Source organism: Labrenzia sp. 5N (assembly GCF_012395805.1).
Classification (GTDB): domain Bacteria; phylum Pseudomonadota; class Alphaproteobacteria; order Rhizobiales; family Stappiaceae; genus Roseibium; species Roseibium algicola.
In genome coordinates, this window is the sequence record NZ_JAAZTM010000014.1 from 145,542 (window position 1) to 161,175 (window position 15,634).

General features: G+C 59.2%; 12 protein-coding genes and 1 tRNA gene. 6 read left to right on the forward strand and 7 right to left on the reverse strand.

What is annotated here, in order from left to right; translation table 11 throughout:
* Positions 1 to 5 precede the first annotated feature (5 nt).
* The 3 genes from HEP89_RS14230 to HEP89_RS14240 form a co-directional block, all read right to left on the reverse strand.
* Positions 6 to 743, reverse strand: a complete 738-nt coding sequence (locus HEP89_RS14230; RefSeq protein WP_152505740.1) for an amino acid ABC transporter ATP-binding protein — start codon at positions 741 to 743, stop codon at positions 6 to 8.
* A complete protein-coding gene (locus tag HEP89_RS14235; RefSeq protein ID WP_168692321.1) occupies positions 743 to 1,414 on the reverse strand; it encodes an amino acid ABC transporter permease in 672 nt (223 codons plus the stop codon). The genes HEP89_RS14230 and HEP89_RS14235 overlap by 1 nt, the downstream gene beginning before the upstream one ends.
* Before the next feature lie 72 nt (positions 1,415 to 1,486).
* Entirely contained in the window at positions 1,487 to 2,281 is a 795-nt protein-coding gene (locus HEP89_RS14240; protein ID WP_168692322.1) for an ABC transporter substrate-binding protein, read from the reverse strand.
* A 173-nt stretch (positions 2,282 to 2,454) separates the two neighbouring features.
* Between HEP89_RS14240 and HEP89_RS14245 the strand changes: the two genes are divergently transcribed.
* Positions 2,455 to 3,141: a FadR/GntR family transcriptional regulator gene (locus HEP89_RS14245; protein WP_168692323.1), complete on the forward strand. Its 687-nt coding sequence runs from the start codon at positions 2,455 to 2,457 to the stop codon at positions 3,139 to 3,141.
* A gap of 93 nt (positions 3,142 to 3,234) precedes the next feature.
* On the opposite strand, the gene HEP89_RS14250 is transcribed toward HEP89_RS14245, so the two are convergent.
* Positions 3,235 to 4,761, reverse strand: coding sequence for a phospholipase D family protein (locus HEP89_RS14250; protein ID WP_168692324.1), 1,527 nt, complete (start codon positions 4,759 to 4,761; stop codon positions 3,235 to 3,237).
* Positions 4,762 to 5,109: 348 nt separating this feature from the next.
* Complete coding sequence (locus HEP89_RS14255; protein ID WP_168692325.1) at positions 5,110 to 6,306, reverse strand: mandelate racemase/muconate lactonizing enzyme family protein; 1,197 nt, start codon at positions 6,304 to 6,306, stop codon at positions 5,110 to 5,112.
* Positions 6,307 to 6,786: 480 nt separating this feature from the next.
* On the opposite strand from HEP89_RS14255, the gene HEP89_RS14260 reads away from it, so the two are divergent.
* Positions 6,787 to 7,704 carry an HTH domain-containing protein gene (locus HEP89_RS14260; protein WP_168692326.1) on the forward strand — a complete coding sequence of 306 codons (918 nt, stop codon included), beginning with the start codon at positions 6,787 to 6,789 and terminating at the stop codon, positions 7,702 to 7,704.
* Positions 7,704 to 9,395, forward strand: coding sequence for a CHAT domain-containing protein (locus HEP89_RS14265; protein WP_168692327.1), 1,692 nt, complete (start codon positions 7,704 to 7,706; stop codon positions 9,393 to 9,395). Before HEP89_RS14260 ends, HEP89_RS14265 begins: the two co-directional genes overlap by 1 nt.
* Before the next feature lie 938 nt (positions 9,396 to 10,333).
* Here the strand turns inward: HEP89_RS14265 and HEP89_RS14270 are convergent.
* A tRNA-Met gene (locus HEP89_RS14270) sits at positions 10,334 to 10,410 on the reverse strand.
* Between the two features lie 114 nt (positions 10,411 to 10,524).
* The gene (mnmA, locus tag HEP89_RS14275) at positions 10,525 to 11,703 is read right to left on the reverse strand and encodes a tRNA 2-thiouridine(34) synthase MnmA (protein WP_035909942.1); all 1,179 of its coding nucleotides are present in this window, start codon (positions 11,701 to 11,703) and stop codon (positions 10,525 to 10,527) included.
* A gap of 308 nt (positions 11,704 to 12,011) precedes the next feature.
* Here mnmA and HEP89_RS14280 point away from each other — a divergent pair, with 308 nt between their 5' ends.
* The 3 genes from HEP89_RS14280 (at position 12,012) to HEP89_RS14290 (ending at position 15,480) form a co-directional block, all read left to right on the forward strand.
* Positions 12,012 to 14,132, forward strand: coding sequence for a flagellar hook-length control protein FliK (locus tag HEP89_RS14280; protein ID WP_168692328.1), 2,121 nt, complete (start codon positions 12,012 to 12,014; stop codon positions 14,130 to 14,132).
* A 31-nt stretch (positions 14,133 to 14,163) separates the two neighbouring features.
* Entirely contained in the window at positions 14,164 to 14,823 is a 660-nt protein-coding gene (locus HEP89_RS14285) for a flagellar hook capping FlgD N-terminal domain-containing protein (protein ID WP_152505750.1), read from the forward strand.
* Positions 14,824 to 15,204: 381 nt separating this feature from the next.
* Complete coding sequence (locus tag HEP89_RS14290) at positions 15,205 to 15,480, forward strand: DUF1153 domain-containing protein (RefSeq protein WP_022998157.1); 276 nt, start codon at positions 15,205 to 15,207, stop codon at positions 15,478 to 15,480.
* The last annotated feature ends 154 nt before the right edge of the window (positions 15,481 to 15,634 follow it).

Genomic DNA, 15,634 nt, shown 5'->3' on the forward strand with positions numbered 1-15,634 from the left:
AAATTTCAGTGGTTGAGGACCGCGCTTAGAAAATTGCGGGTTCTTTGTTCTTTCGGGGTGTCGAAAATCTGCGCCGGCGTTCCGGTTTCCACGATCCTGCCGCCATCCATGAAGATCACCCTGTCGGCCACCTGGCGGGCAAAGCCCATTTCATGGGTGACCACGACCATGGTCACGCCGGTTCCGGCAAGCTGGCGCATGACGTCGAGAACTTCGCCCACCATTTCCGGATCGAGCGCCGAGGTCGGTTCATCGAACAGGAGCACCTTGGGTTCCATTGCCAGTGCGCGGGCAATTGCAACACGTTGCTGCTGACCGCCGGACAGTTGGCCGGGAAACTTGTCTGCCTGTTCGGCAATGCCGACGCGGGCCAGGAGTTCGCGAGCCTTCGCGGCAGCCTCCGCAGCCGGTGTCCTGCGCACGCGCATGGGGGCCAGCATCACATTCTTCAGGACGCTCATGTGTGGGAAAAGATTGAACGACTGGAACACCATGCCGACTTCCGCGCGGACCTGGCCCAGTGTCGGTCCGGGCTGCACCGGAATGCCGTCGACCCGAATGCTGCCCTTGTCGGAATAGCTCTCCAGAAGGTTGATGCACCGGATCAGCGTGGATTTGCCGGACCCGGACGGGCCGATGACACAGACAACCTCGCCTTCGCCGATCGCCAGGTCTATGTCGCTGAGCGCGGCAAAGGCGCCGTAGTGCTTGGTAACGTTCTCTATTTCGATGATGTTTCGCATCACGCACTCCTCCGCCCGAGCCGGTTTTCAAAGCGCGAGACCAGGGCAACCAGGGGCCACAGGAACGCGAGATAGATAATGGCAGCGCCGATCAGGGGCGTGGGGTTGGCGGCAAGGGCCTGGGCCTGGGTTGCCTGCTTGAGAAGGTCCGGCATGGCAACGACGGAGGCCAATGCGGTGTCCTTCATCACGTTGATGCAGTTGTTCGTCAGTGGCGGGATAACGATCTTGATGGCCTGCGGCAGCACGACGTCGACCATCATGTCCTTGTAGGACAGGCCAAGTGCGCGCGAGGCTTCAAACTGTCCGGCGGGAATCGCCTGAATGCCCGCCCGAAAGATTTCTGCGGTATAGGCGCCGGACACGAGCGTCAGCGCGAGCGTGGCGGACAGGAATGGTGACAGTCTGATGCCGACGAATGGAAGGGCGTAGTAGACGACAATCAGGAGTACGAGCAGCGGGATCGACCGGAAGATGTCGATATAGATGGCGGCCGGTACACGTATCCAGGGGGAGCCGTACATGCGCACAAGGGAAAGGCAAAGCCCGAGAACAAGGCCGGCAACGATACTGGTTGCCCCGATTTGCAAGGTTACGACAAGGCCGCTCATGAGGAGCGGAAACGTTCGGATGAAGACCGGAACGTTGAAGAACGTTTCGAAGAGGTCCATGAAAAGTCCGGAAGAATGGCTGGAATCAGGGAAGGCGCGGGCCCTCCCGAAGGCGGCCCGCGCGTGCTTTGCTTACAGCTTGGGCATGTCGAGGATGGTGACTGTCGAGGTGGTTTCTTCGGCGCGAGAGCCGAACCATTTCTCGTGCAAGTCAGCCACGACGCCTTCCTTCTTCAGTTCGGACAGGACGTCGTTCACCTGGCTTGCCAGTTCCGCGTCCTTGGCAAACATCATGGAGTACTGTTCGCCGGTGGTGATGCGTTCGACGACCGCAAGGTTCGGCTTGTCCTTGGTGTAATAAAGCAGCGCCGGGATGTCGCTAATGTAGCCGTTGATGCGGCCCGCCGTCAGGTCGAGCATGGCCGGGGCCAGGCCTTCGTAGCGGCGGATTTCACCAAAGCCGTATTTCTCCTGATTTTCGGTGGCCCAGATGTCGCCGGTAGAGCCCGTGTCGACACCGATGACCTTGCCTTTCATGTCGGCAACCGATTTCAGGCCACTGTCGGCGGTAACGGTGAGGGACTGGTCACTGTCATAGTAAGGCTGGGCGAAAGTGACCGATTCCAGACGCTTCTTGGTGATGGTGATCGAGGACACCGCCATGTCGATCCGGCCCGACTGGACTGCGGAAAACAGCCCGTTGAACGGGATGTTTTCAAACTCGATCGATTTTCCGAGCCTGTTTGCGACCTCGGTTGCAAGATCGATTTCAAAACCGACGGTCTTGCCCGACTCATCCTGGAATTCCCACGGAACGTTGCCGATGTTGGCGCCGACTGTCAGGTCTGCGGCCATGGCGGTGGTCATGGAGGAAAACGTGAGCAAGCCTACGGTTGCAGCCGTTTTGATGAAGGAGTGAAGAGACATTTTATTCCCCTGGTGATTATTCTTGGTCTAACTGGTATGACTGGTCTGACCAGTTAGACCAGTAAACAGATCGATCAAACGGGATGCAAGCGTTAAAATGATGCTGATCGCGTTTCGGCGGGCTAAAAGAAAGGCAGAACGGCACACGCGCCGTACGAACCATGAAAGACACAATGATTACACGCACGCCGGTTCCGCAGAGCATCGCCCGCAAGCTTCAGGAGATGATCCTCAGCGGAGCGCTCAAGAGCGGGGAGAAGATCCCTTCGCAGCGGGAAATGTCGGAGGAGTTCGGTGTCAGCAGGGCCTCATTGCGCGAAGCCCTGCTGACCCTTGAAACCATCGGCCTGATCAAGACGGAAGCGGGCAGGGGCACGTTTGTCGTCGGCACCGGTTCGGGCAAGACCATGTCGGACTGGAAGTTCGCCGAGGAACATTCCCTAAGGGAAGTTTTCGAGACCCGGCTTGTCCTTGAAGGTGAGATTGCGGCTCATGCAGCGGGGCGACTGTCGGAGGAAGATCTCGACCGACTCTCGCAACTGACCGACCTGATGGAACAGGCCTGGTCCAATCGCGATTTTCTCAGCAACGTGGATGCCGATCTGGAGTTTCACGACCTGATTGCCCGGCGGTGCAGGAACCGCATGATCGCGGGCCTTTACGATCAGGTCCGGAAACTTCTGACGGAAACCCAGCGCCAGCCGATCCCGATCACGGATCCGCTGCGCATGCGGGCCTCGCTGGCTGAGCACCGGGTCATCGTTGCCGAACTGCGCAAGGGCGACGCGGAAGCCGCCCGAACCGCAATGCGCAGCCATGTCGCCAACACCGCGCTGTGTGCCGGGTTCGAGATCGCTTGACGTGCGAAGCGCCGTCGTCGTTTCCAGCTTGTATCGGAACGCTGGGGGCGGGGGCGGTTGGCGGAGAGGAGCCTGCTAACCCTTTCCACCAGCCTACAACTGGCCTTCGACGGGAAGCGTTGCGATGATGCCTGAGGTGAAGCGCTGGCCCAGTGTCGATCCCGGGTCCGAGGTGAAGGTGACGAACTCGCCATCTTCTTCACTCTTCCAGACGATCCTGCCGTTGTCGTCCAGTTCGAGCCGGTAGCTGTTTTTCAGCGAAACGCCTTCATTCAGGAAAACTGTCAGCCTGCGGGCAAGTTCGGGGCTTTCCACGTAGAGGCCGATCTCCGTATTGAGGTTGGCTGATCGTGGATCCAGATTGAAACTGCCGACGAAAATCGAGGCTCCGTCGAAGACCGCGGCCTTGGTGTGCAGTCCGGCCTTGGAGTCTGTCGAAAAAAGCGTTTGCTGGACCCTGGCGGAATCGGCCCTGACTTCATGCAGCTCTATGCCGGCTTCCAGAAGTTCCGCGCGGTATTTCGAATAGCCGGCGTGAACCGCAACCACATCGTTTGAACTGAGCGAGTTGGTGAGAACGCGAACCTTCACGCCGCGCGCCGTAAGCTGCTTCAGCTTGTCCGCACCTGCCTGCGTCGGAACGAAATAGGCGTTTTCCATCAGTAGTTCGCGTTTGAGCCCGTCCACCTTGCCGGCAAGTGCCTTGAGGATCTTGCCGCCGCTTTTTCCCGCGATGAAATCGGCCGGATCGTCCCAGACGACAAAGGCCGGTGCCCAGACCAGTTGCCTTGTAAGCGCCGACATCGACTGGCGGACGGCAGTGACCCTCTGGCGGAAAGGATAGGGATATCCTTCGGTGTCGATGGTCTCTTCCAGTTTCACCCGGGCCGCTTTCAGGTCGGTTTCGCCAAAGGTCCGGTTGACGCTGGCTGCGACAGGCACCGACCAGTCCCTGTTCCAGAAATAATCAAAGACGCTCGAGGCATCCCGCACCACCGGGCCGACCGCTGCAATGTCCAGGTCGCGATAGTTGGATTCCTCGGAGACGTCGAAATAGTGGTCGCCGATATTGCGCCCGCCGAGAAGCGCAACCGCATTGTCGGCGATCATCAGCTTGTTGTGCATGCGGTGGTTCAGGCGGTCGAAGTCACCGATCAGGTTGAAGACCCGCGAGGACCGGCTCACGAAGGGGTTGAACAACCGGATCTCGATATTCGGATGGGCGTCCAGACTGGCGAGGATTTCATCGCGTCCGTTGACGTTGATATCGTCGATGAGAAGACGGACGCGCACACCGCGATCCGCGCTGCGCAAAAGGGCCTGCGCGAGGATGCGCCCACTCTGGTCCGCATCCCAGATGTAGTATTGCAGATCGAGGCTGTGCTCGGCGAGCTCCGTCATGGCCACCCGGATGGCAAAGGCGTTGCGCCCTGTCGTGACCAGCGAGACACCCGATCTGCCCGGATGGCTTTTTTCCGCGGCCCGGAACAGGCGGCCCAGATAGGTGCTGCGATAGGCCGTAAAGGCACTCGTCTCGACGCGCGGATAGTCTGTGTTCAGCGTCGAACAGGCTGCCAGAAGCAGCGTTGCAAGACAGAGAAGGCAGGCCCAGCTTCGCATCGTTCCCCGCATGACGGACACAGGTTGCCAAGGGCCCCCGTTCCCGCCCGGCGATCAAGGATCGACCTTGGTGACTGAGGCAAGGACCGGGGCTATCGGCAAACTCTACCCAGAATTGTTACTTCATGCCTGCACGCCGGTCCATTGTGCAGATTGACAGGCGCGCTCGGGCGCCTGCCGCGCAGTGCTTCTTTTTCCTGTGCGCCTCGGGACATGACATGCAAAGACGCACGGTTCGGATTGATGCTTCCGCGCGGGAGGTTTCCCTCACCGAGGTGGCAGAAACCTGTCCTGTGCCTTCGGGGCGAAGATCGCGTGAACGGCGCACGCCAGACGTGGGGGAGACCTTTAAGGAGCAGGCAGCGCTTCAGGCATCCAGTGCGTGGAGTTGCGGCTGGCCTTGAAGAAACACTGCCCGTATTTCTCAAGGGTTTCCTGATTGATCTCGAAGCCGAGGCCAGGTGTCTGCGGCATGGCAAACCAGCCGTTTTCGTGCAGGAACGGCTGCAAGAAGATCTGGTCGCGGCCTTCCGGTGTCCAGCCCGGTGGTGAGATCGGATATTCAAACAGCTCCTCACCGGCAAAGCCGCTGGCGGCAAAGACATGCGCATTTGCAATGAAACCGAAGCCGTTCGACCAGCAATGCGGCGTGAACCTGATGCCTTTTTGTCTGCACAGCGCGGCAACCTTGAGGCACTGTGTAATCCCGCCGGCCCACATGGCATCGGGCTGGAAGATATTGTAGCAGCCCATCTTCATCATCCGCGCCAGTTCCCTGTAGCCCATGACATGAAGTTCGCCACCGGCGACAGGAACGCGCGAATAGGTGGTCAGTCTGGCGATTTCCTCGTGCCATTCGCCAAACAGCGGTTCTTCCACCCAGGCAAGGCCGACATCCGCGGCGGCATCGACAAAGCGCCTGGCCCGCTCCAGCGACCAGAGCGGTGCATCGCCGTTCTGCGTCAGGCGGAAGGCCTGATTGCAGTCGACCGAGATCCTCATCCGTCCCTGCATGTGACGGGCGATATCGGAAATATGGTCGATATCAACGGCCTCATCGAAGTCATGGACACGAATTTTCATCGTGTCGAACCCTTCGGCAAGCCGGGCTTCGGCTTCCTCGCGCCGCGCGCCCGGGGCCCGAAGCTCGCCGGATGAGGCATAAAGCCTGATGCGGTCATCCGTTCCGCCAAGCAGCTTGTAGAGCGGCAGGCCCGCGCTCTTGGCCTTGATGTCCCAGAAGGCAGGCTCAAGCCACCAGTTGAAATTGCCGCCCGCCGCCATGATCTGGATGCGCTCGGAAAGCCTTTCGATATCGCCTGCATCCTGGCCGAGAAACAGACCCGCCAAGAGGTCGCCCAGCCCGGCGCGCTCGCGCCCCGCAGCCGGAAACCCGCTCCATCCTTCAACACCGTCATCGGTGATGAACCGGACGATGCACATGGAGACATGGGTCCGGATCGTTCCAGGAATCCACGACGGCGCATGTGGCGCGGGCAGGGGTGATTTCACAAGGTAGAGTTCAACGCGGTCAAGCACTTGCATGTTCGGTCCATTAAAAAGGGGGCGCTGCCTGAAGGATCCAGGAGCATCAGGAGAACAGTCGGCTGTTGCGTGAACGCTAGAAAGGAATTGGTCTGGCCAACATATCCAATTTGACAATTTTCAGAGTCCAATTGGGCGGCGGGGTAGTCTCTATAGAGGCGGCATTTCGGCCTGAATTGCTAAGCTGCCGTTAGTTATGGACGAGTGTGGGTCTATTGAGGGCGGGAAGTGGACATTTGCTGCGGACGGAACAAATGTCTGAAACGGGGCCGGAAGGAGACTGACGGGTTTTGGCTGGTGGCTAGCTATTGCTGCCATTCGCTCTGCTGAGAACGATCTACAGCTTCCGATCTCAATAATTCGGTAGCCGGATGCGCGGACCTTCTCTGATACCCCGCGTTGAGTCTTCCTTGACATATTCTTGCTACATACTCATTGGGAGTGTAGCGTCCGTACTTAAAGTCTCCGACGGGAGGGTCCATGGATTCCTACCTTGAAATTGCTCAACGGGTTCTTAGGGCGTCGCGACGGCCAATGACCGCCGCTGGCATCCTAGAGGCAGCATATGCAGCTGCGATTGTTCCGAAGCACCTCTACGGCAAAACGCAGGTGAAAACGCTCGGTGCGCGCCTCAGTGAGGACGTTCTGCACAGTCAATATTCCGCGTTCTTCCGTACAGAACCTGGCTACTTTTTCCTCAACGAGCTCGTGAGCGACCCCACCATCCCAAGCAAGTACAAGGAGAAGTTCGAAGCTAGGCGTCGGACACGCGACCTGTACATCGCCCCTTTTCTGGCCGTGGACGCGGATTTCGTCGCCGAATACGGGAAGAGATTACTGTCTGATTGGCACGACTTCGTCAGAAAAGCCGAGTCTTGCAACGCCCTCCATTACCTGCAATCGCGGAAAGAGACCGACGGGGCGCTCGTTGTGTGGACCTTCTCTGTCGTTCGGCGCGGCACGGAGGTCCTTTCGTATCGGACTGGGCGATACCGTAGCGACGCGGACACTTTCGCAAATAAGCGCACCATCGGCTTTCCAGGTGTCGTCAGCTTCTTTGACTGCACGCTATTCTCTGATGGCGATTACGGCGCTAAGGAGAACGCACTCGGCGCCATTTTGTCCGACCTGGACATTTCAGCAGTGGCCGTTCACGGCGAGAAGCTTCCCGATCCGGAGCCGCGCTTCGCGATGCGGGTGCGTCGTGACGATGAGCAGGAGGTGCTTTTGATCGTCATGGATTGGACATGCCCGACCTGGTTCGAGCCGACGACGCGGCGCCTGTCCCTCAATGATCCCCGTTGGCTCGACTTAAGGGTTCCACCGAACGACATCGACGACTTCGAGCCTTGGACGAAGGCGACCCTAGACGCTCTCGACGAGGTTTGCGTTCGCTAGTGGCGATCATTTCTCCAGGCCGAACTGCCTTCCTTAAGTTCGAGATCGAAAATGGCGACGCAAGGCGCAGGAAAGCCGCCCTTCAGGACCTGTCGCACAGGTATCGACAGGGCGACAAGTTAAACGCCGAGGGCAAGAATTCGTTCGAGAAGACCATTAACGGCATCGTCCTTAGCGACGGTGACCCTAAGGTCGTGCGATGGTGCCTAAACGCGCTGGCGAGACTTGGGACGCTCCAGGGTAGCAGCCGGTACGTTGCCGCTGCCATGAAGCAGTACGAAGAGAAACCAGAGATTGTCGCAGCGGCGGTTGCCGCCCTTTCTCACATGTACCGAGGCAGTCTCGAAGCCGTGCCCGAATTGTCCGTCGTGGACCCATCCATCCGTATCCTCGCCGCGATGCAGACGACGGACGTCCGTAGGCTGGACCTTTCGGGACTTACCATCGACATCGACAAGTCGGATAAGGAAGTCCTGAAGCTCGCCTTGCTCGTCGTGGGGCTGAATAAGGACATCCAAAACCTTCTCCATCCCCGCCATTCAAACGGTACCATCGTTAGACAACTAGGGCAGCATGATGATCGCATCGTACGACAATATAGCGTCTGGTCGGTCATGGAGAACAAGCGCCTAAGCTTGGCTGACTTAGGTATACCCTTCGACACCATCGAAGCCCAGCCGACCAACGTTCAAGCGAAACTACTGCAACTCGCTGCAGAGCGTGAGAACGATCTGAAAGCGCGTCATCAAATCATTCATGATGGTACTTTCAACGCCTCGCACGAGGCGAGGATCGGTTTGGCAAAAGGTCTTGTCCGCACCTACTATGAGGGTCTCGAAGACTTGACGATTAATTGGTACGACGTCGAGGAAAATCCGGATGTCCTCGCTCTGGTCGCGGAGCATTTCGCCCGTTTCTCGGACGATTGCTCTCCCTATTTTGAGAAGGCCCTGGAGATCGTCGAGGCGGATCCGAAGCTCACCGAAAGAGTCCTACTTGGTGCAGAAGGGAAAGAACTGTATGGAAAGATCAAAGGTTTGGACCGCACGAGTGGGATGGGTGATCTGTTCGGTACTCCCTCGGACCTCACCACGATGTTTCAGAAATCAAACGAAATATTGAAAAAGGCGCCACCAATGAAGGTTCTGTTCCTCGCAGCCAACCCCTTGGATGAGGCGCGCCTGAAAATTGACCAAGAGGCAAGCGATCTCAAGGAGCAGCTTGCCCTAGTGCGCGACGCCAAGATCGCGGTCAACGTTGAACATGCATGGGCGATCCGCACCGACCAACTACAGCGCGAGGTCCTCAACGCAAAGCCGGAGGTGTTACACTTTAGTGGGCACGGCGACACCGGCATGCTGATTTTTGAGGATCTATCAGGAAACGCCGTTGAAGTTGCGGGTGAGGCGATTGCGGATCTCATCGAGTTGATGCCTACGATCAAATGCGTGGTGCTCAACGCTTGCTTCTCGGACTCTGTATCTAAACTCGTCGCGCCACATGTCGAGGCGGTGATCGGGTGCGATGTATCGATTGGTGACACCGCCGCGATCCTGTTTACTCGAGCATTCTATCGGGCCCTCGCGCACGGGGAAACCGTCCGCAGGTCCTTCGATTTAGCGAAGAACGACCTCGCCTTAAACGGACAAAAAAAAGAAGCTCAAAAATACACTATTATCTCAGCAGGGTGAGTACGCTTGAAGAATCGCCTTGGAAACGACTGCTGTTCAGTTCAGCCTTCCACGGGCGGGCCGACAGCTCCGCAACCGCATTGCAGTGTCTGTGACATGCTCCCCTGATTGTCCGCATTCAGGAACTTTGGTTATACCGTTGCACCACCAATACGGGGAGCTGCGACACATTGTGGGCTGTGCTAATTGCCAGAGTCTGGGCATCCAGCAAAGCTCTATCCTGGTTACTTGCTCAGCGGGTAACTGTCTGGCAGGCTAAGGCTCTTTAGTAGACCGTAGCGCTAGTGGACAAATCAACATGGTCGACGACACAGATTTTAGCGAGGGTTTCCGACAAGGCTTTCGCGCGGTGCGAGGAAGCGCTGTGGCGATGCCTGCTATTCCCGCCCAACCCGCAACGCGAGCTGGTCGAACCCCATTTCAGATGGGACTGCTACGCGGCATCGAGCGCGGTAAGGGCTGGGACCGCGATTACATCCGGAATAGCGACTGAGTATTGCTGATTTGGCGTAAGTCTCCCTTGAGCAGTGGATGGTTTAGTTGACGCTGCCCACCTAAAGTGGTCGTCCGCTTTCGGGTATAGCGCTCGCAAACTTAAACGACCGACATGAGGGCGCGATGCTGCCATTGATTGAGCACACGTCCAATGGCAGCTTTGCGCCGGAAGCGTCACCACAACTAGGGCCGATGAATGTCAGTTATTCGTGATCGGATCACCATCATGAACAAACCGTCTCCAGTCGGTCCCACCCAGGACGTTTGTGGTCCTTGGTGAAAAATTGGGTCGTGATCAATTCGGCGGGTGTTGAAACCGAGCCGTTGGCTGCGATGCCTGACCACAAGTAGCTGAGAAATTGCTTTCGCGCTCTTGCTGGCCGCAAGCAGAGTTAGCCTGCGATCATGCTGCGACTAGGTACGGGGATTTCGTTGCAAGATGTTGGTAGCGGAGGAGGGACTCGAACCCCCGACACGCGGATTATGATTCCGCTGCTCTAACCGGCTGAGCTACTCCGCCATCCCGTGCGATCCGGGCCTGGGTGGCCCGCGCGACGTGGGGTGCTTATAGTGAGGCGGCGGGCGGGCGTCAAGCGTTGAATTGGCGTCCGGCCGCAAAGTTTTTTGTCTGGCCTCAGGCCGCGGAAACCGGGGCTTTGACCTGTGGAAAATCGATCGCCCAGTCGCCCGTGCGTTCGGTCTTGTGGATCCAGCCACCGCCCAGAACACGGGCTGTTTCGTCATCCGTGTCAAAGAAGACGCAGGCCTGGCCCGGGGCGACGCCGGTTTCGCCGTTGGCAAGATCCACGAACGCCTTGCCGTTCAGGATGCGCAAGGTGGCAGGTGCCGGCGGGCGGGTGGAGCGGACCTTGGCGAAGAGCTCGATCTCGTCGCCTTCGTCCAGCGGCTGATCGCCGATCCAGTTCATTTCGCGCAGCAGGATGGTGCGGGTCGCCAGTGCCTCGCGCGGGCCGACGACGACACGGCGCTCGTCCGGGTCGAGGCGCACCACATAGAGCGGATCGCCCGTGGCAACGCCAAGGCCGCGGCGCTGGCCGATGGTGTAGTGGATGATGCCGTCATGCTCACCCAGCACGCGACCGTCCATATGGACGATCTGGCCCGGTTCGGCCGCATTGGGGCGCAGCTTGCGGATGACCTCGGCATAATCGCCGTTGGGCACGAAGCAGATGTCCTGGCTGTCCGGCTTGTTGGCGACGGTCAGGCCGAATTCGGCTGCAAGCTCACGCACCTTCGACTTGGGCATGCCGCCAAGCGGAAAGCGGATGAAATCGAGCTGGTCCTGCGTGGTGGCGAACAGGAAATAGCTCTGGTCGCGGTCAAGATCGGCCGGGCGGAAAAGTGCGCGCTTGTTGCCCTGCTGGGCGGAGCGGACATAGTGGCCGGTCGCCAGTGCATCGGCGCCAAGATCCTTCGCGGTCTTGAGGAGATCGGTGAACTTGACCGTCTGGTTGCAGGAGACGCAAGGGATCGGGGTTTCGCCGGCGATGTAGCTGTCGGCGAAACGGTCCATGACCTGTTCCTTGAACCGGCTTTCATAATCCAGCACGTAATGGGGAATGCCGATGGTTTCGGCCGCGCGGCGGGCATCATGAATGTCGACGCCCGCGCAGCAGGACTTTGCCTTGCTGACGGCGGCGCCGTGATCATAAAGCTGCAGGGTGACGCCGATGACGTCGTAGCCTTCGGCCTTCATGAGGGCGGCCACGACCGAGCTGTCGACCCCGCCGGACATGGCGACGACAACGCGAGTGTCTTCCGGGCGGCCGGGCAGATCCAGACTGTTTCGCATCCAGTGTACTTCCAGAAGTTTTTGGCCGATCGCGCAGGCGGGGCGGTTGTCCGTCCCGAGCCTTCCACGCCCTGCCGGGCGGGCGGCGATCAAGGGCCCTATTCAAAGTTGGCGGCACTATACAGATAAGGAGAGCGGCTGCCAATTGCTTCCCCCGCATGGCAGGCACGCTTTGCCGGACCGGCAAAGCTTGCCGCCCGAAACCCGAGGTGGTTTCGCGTCGTCTTTGAAAAAGATGAGCAAAATCAAAGGTTCTGACAGGGTTTAACGTTTGGCCCGATGTTTGCTTTCTATTCCGGTGACGAAATATGCCCGCCGGTGCGGGCCGGGATCTGGGGGCAAGCGTGCTGCCATTTGGACTGACAACGGATGTTTCTGCCGGGGCGCTGGCAGCGGGTGCGGGCAGCGCACTTGCTGGCGGGCAGGCTTCTGCAGGTGCGGCTGCTTCCTCTGTTGGGGGCAAGGCAAACGGATTTGCCGACGAGCTGAGCTCGATCTCGGGGCAGGGCGCTGCGAAGAGCGCAGGGCAAGACAAGGGTCAGGTCAGTGCCGTGGTTTCCACCAAGGCCGGCCGGGCGGCCGATCCGGTGAAGTCGGGGGCGGTTGCCGCGCAGATCCAGACCTCCGTGGTGACAGGCGAACTTGCACCCGCCGTTGCGGTGGATCCGACGGTCCCGGTTACCGATCCTCTTCTTTCCGGCGATATCGTGGCCGGCACTCCGCCGCTCAACGCGGGGCAACCCGGTGATACGGATCAGGGTCTGCTTCCCTCTGAAGGAGATGAGGCAGCGCAAACCGCCGACGTTGCCCTGGTTGCAGAATTTGCGCCGGTCGCTCCTGTTGCACCTGTTGTTCCGGCTCCTGCTGGCGAAGGCGCGGCTACCACGCCTGCCTCTGCCGATGCAGGTGCGTCCGGTGCAGCTCTTTCTGGAGGCGCAGGTCTTGCAGGCAACGTTCCAGCGGTGCCTGCCGCTGGTGCCGCGAGCGGGGCTGCGCCTGTTCCCGCGGCAGATGCCGGAGCCGGTACGGACTCCGGAGGTTCTGCACCGGCTACGGCACCGAGCTTTGCCGGCGCGCTGAACGGTGTTGAGGCAGGTGCTGCGCAGCCTGAAGCGGCCGGGCAGGCAACACCTGCTACAGCGGCGGAGGTGCAGGCGGCAGTTGCCCGGCCAGCGCCTGTCACGACAGAGCGCCGTTGGCAGAGCGAGCTGCCGAAAGAATTTCGGGCGTCGGTAACGCCCGCTGCTCAGCCAGCCGGCCAGCAGCCGACCGTGACGTTGCCTGTCCAGGCAAGCGTGCTGGCCGGCGCGGTGGTTGGCGGCCAAGCGCCGGGGCAGGGGGCTGGTGAAGCGCCTGGTCTCCAGGTCGCCGCGGCAACGCCTGCCGGAACTGTTGCTGCGTCTGTCTCGGCTGTCGCCAAGGCTGTTGCGGCATCTGAAGGCACGCAGGTTCCTGCAGTGCCTGCCGCACCCGTAGTGGATGGTGAGACGTCAGCCCAGCCGGTAACGGCGAACACGCAAACGGGTGAGGCGAGCGCACAGGCAGGAACCGCGATGAGTGCGGCCACCACGCAGGTTGCTGCCGCCGTGAATGCGGGTGCCGTTCCTGTTCAGCAGCCGGTTCAGGCAACGCCGCAGCCGGTGTCGTCTGAACAGTTGCTGGCTGGTGAGCCTGTTGCCGAGGAAGGTACGGGTCTCGTCAAGCCGGTCACGGGTGAAGCGTCTGGTCCGCAGGGGGCAGGCAATACGCAAGATGCTGCTGCCGGACCTGCTGCCAAGGGCGCGGAGCAAACGGGACCTGAGCCGCGTGGCGCGGCCCTGGCTGGTCCTGTCGCTGCTGCGGCGCTGTCGAATATTGCGGCTGACGAAGCGGATATGCCTGCTGAATTGCAGCACACCAGCATTTCCGGCGAGTTCGGTGCGGCAACGGTACGCGGCGGCGATCTGGCAGGGGCAATGCGGACCGAGAGCCTGCAGATGCCGAGCCAGAGCCAGTCCGGCCAGGTGGCTACCCAGGTGGCCGCCGAGATTGCACGCAATCTGAAGGATGGTCAGACCCGTTTCCAGATGCGTTTCGACCCGCCGGAGCTCGGCCGAGTCGAGGTTGAGATGAAGGTTTCTCATGATGGCAAGGTCCAGGCCCATCTGCGTGTCGACCGGCCGGAGACGCTGGACATGTTCCTTCGTGATCAGCGCGGCCTGGAGCGCGCGCTGGAAGCGGCAGGGCTCAACCCGGATTCAGACAACCTGCAATTCTCCCTGAGACAGGACGGCGGCCAGCAGTTCGGCTCCGAACAGGGAGGGGATGGACATCAGCCGGCCTCGAGTGGTGGCGGAGGCACGGTTTCCGCGGAAGCCGATCCGATGCTTGAAGACATTGTCAGAATGACCATCGCGGAACAGCGCGGCGGCCTGGACATGAAAGTGTAACGGGGCGAGTTGCTGCCTCAGGAGTGAAAAAATGACAACCGTTTCTCCAACTTCCTCTGCATCGTCGCAGACCGGCTCGGCAACCAGCCAGGCCGGCCTCATCGCCGATTACGAACTGTTCCTGAGCATCCTGACGACGCAGATCCAGAACCAGGATCCGCTGGATCCGCTGGACTCGGCCGAATACACCAATCAGCTGGTTCAGTATTCGAGCGTCGAGCAGGCCATCAAGCAGAACCAGAACCTTGAAGAAATCATTGCCTCGCTGACGAGCAACCAGAGCATGAGTTACGTCAGCTATATCGGCAATGAAGTGACTGCTGATGCTTCCACGACGACCCTGTCAGGCAGTCAGGCCAGCTGGAGCTATAATGTGGCGGAAGATGCGACTGGCACCTTCGAGATCCGCAATACCAGCGGTTCCATCGTCTATAGCGGTGACATCGAGCTGGCAGCAGGCGACGGCACCTTCTACTGGAACGGGCAGACTGATTCCGGCCAGCAGGCCGTGAACGGGCTCTACACCATCTCCTTCGATGTTAAGGACGCCTCCAGCCGGCCGGAAACCGTCAAGACGACCGTATCGGGCATCGTCGACAGCGTGGACTGGTCGAGCGGCGAAGCGGTGCTGAAGGTTGGCAGCCAGGAGTTTCCGGTCAGTTCCGTGGTATCGGTCGCCCGGCCGTCCTGATCAGCCACACATTCACATTTTTTGAAAACCGCTCCGGAGGGCTCCGGGGCGGTTTTTCGCGTTTTCTCGATGTTTCAAGGGGATGAGGGTAATCAGCGGGACATTTGCCGGCACAAAAAACAAGAATGAAGTGTGGCCGGAGGAGGGATGCAATTTTCAGGTTAATCGAATTGCCTTGCAAATTGCACGGTCAGGTAAATATGGTTAACGATTTCATATAATACTATTTAGAATTGGACCCTTTATCTTTGCGAAATCCTAAATATCATTCACTAAATTTAGATTTTATAGTTAATAAAAACACAATTTTGCTTTAGGCGTTTGTTAAGCGTCATCTTGTAGTCTCAAATCAGCCTTGGTCATGGTTAGTGTGAGAGTACAATGACCGAACACATTCGTTCGCGTGTAAAATATGTCATCGGACCGGACGGGAGCCCGCTTACCATTGCGGACCTGCCTCCGACTTCGACAAAGCGGTGGGTCATCCGCCGCAAGGCAGAGGTGGTTGCCGCAGTTCGCGGTGGCTTGTTGTCCCTTGAAGAAGCGTGCCAGAGATACACTCTGACAGTTGAGGAGTTCCTCTCCTGGCAAAGCTCGATTGAAAAGCACGGTCTTGCCGGGCTTCGAGCGACCCGGGTCCAGCAATATCGAAATTGACCCGGAACACGGTTTCTGCAATGCGCCGGTGGGGCGCAATCAAAAGGTCGGCACTGCCGGCCTTTTTATTTGTCTTGCTGTCCGTACGGAACTTATCCAAAAATTAATGAGGTAGGCAGTTTTTCCCCACCTCAGTTGCAGTTTGCATTAATCG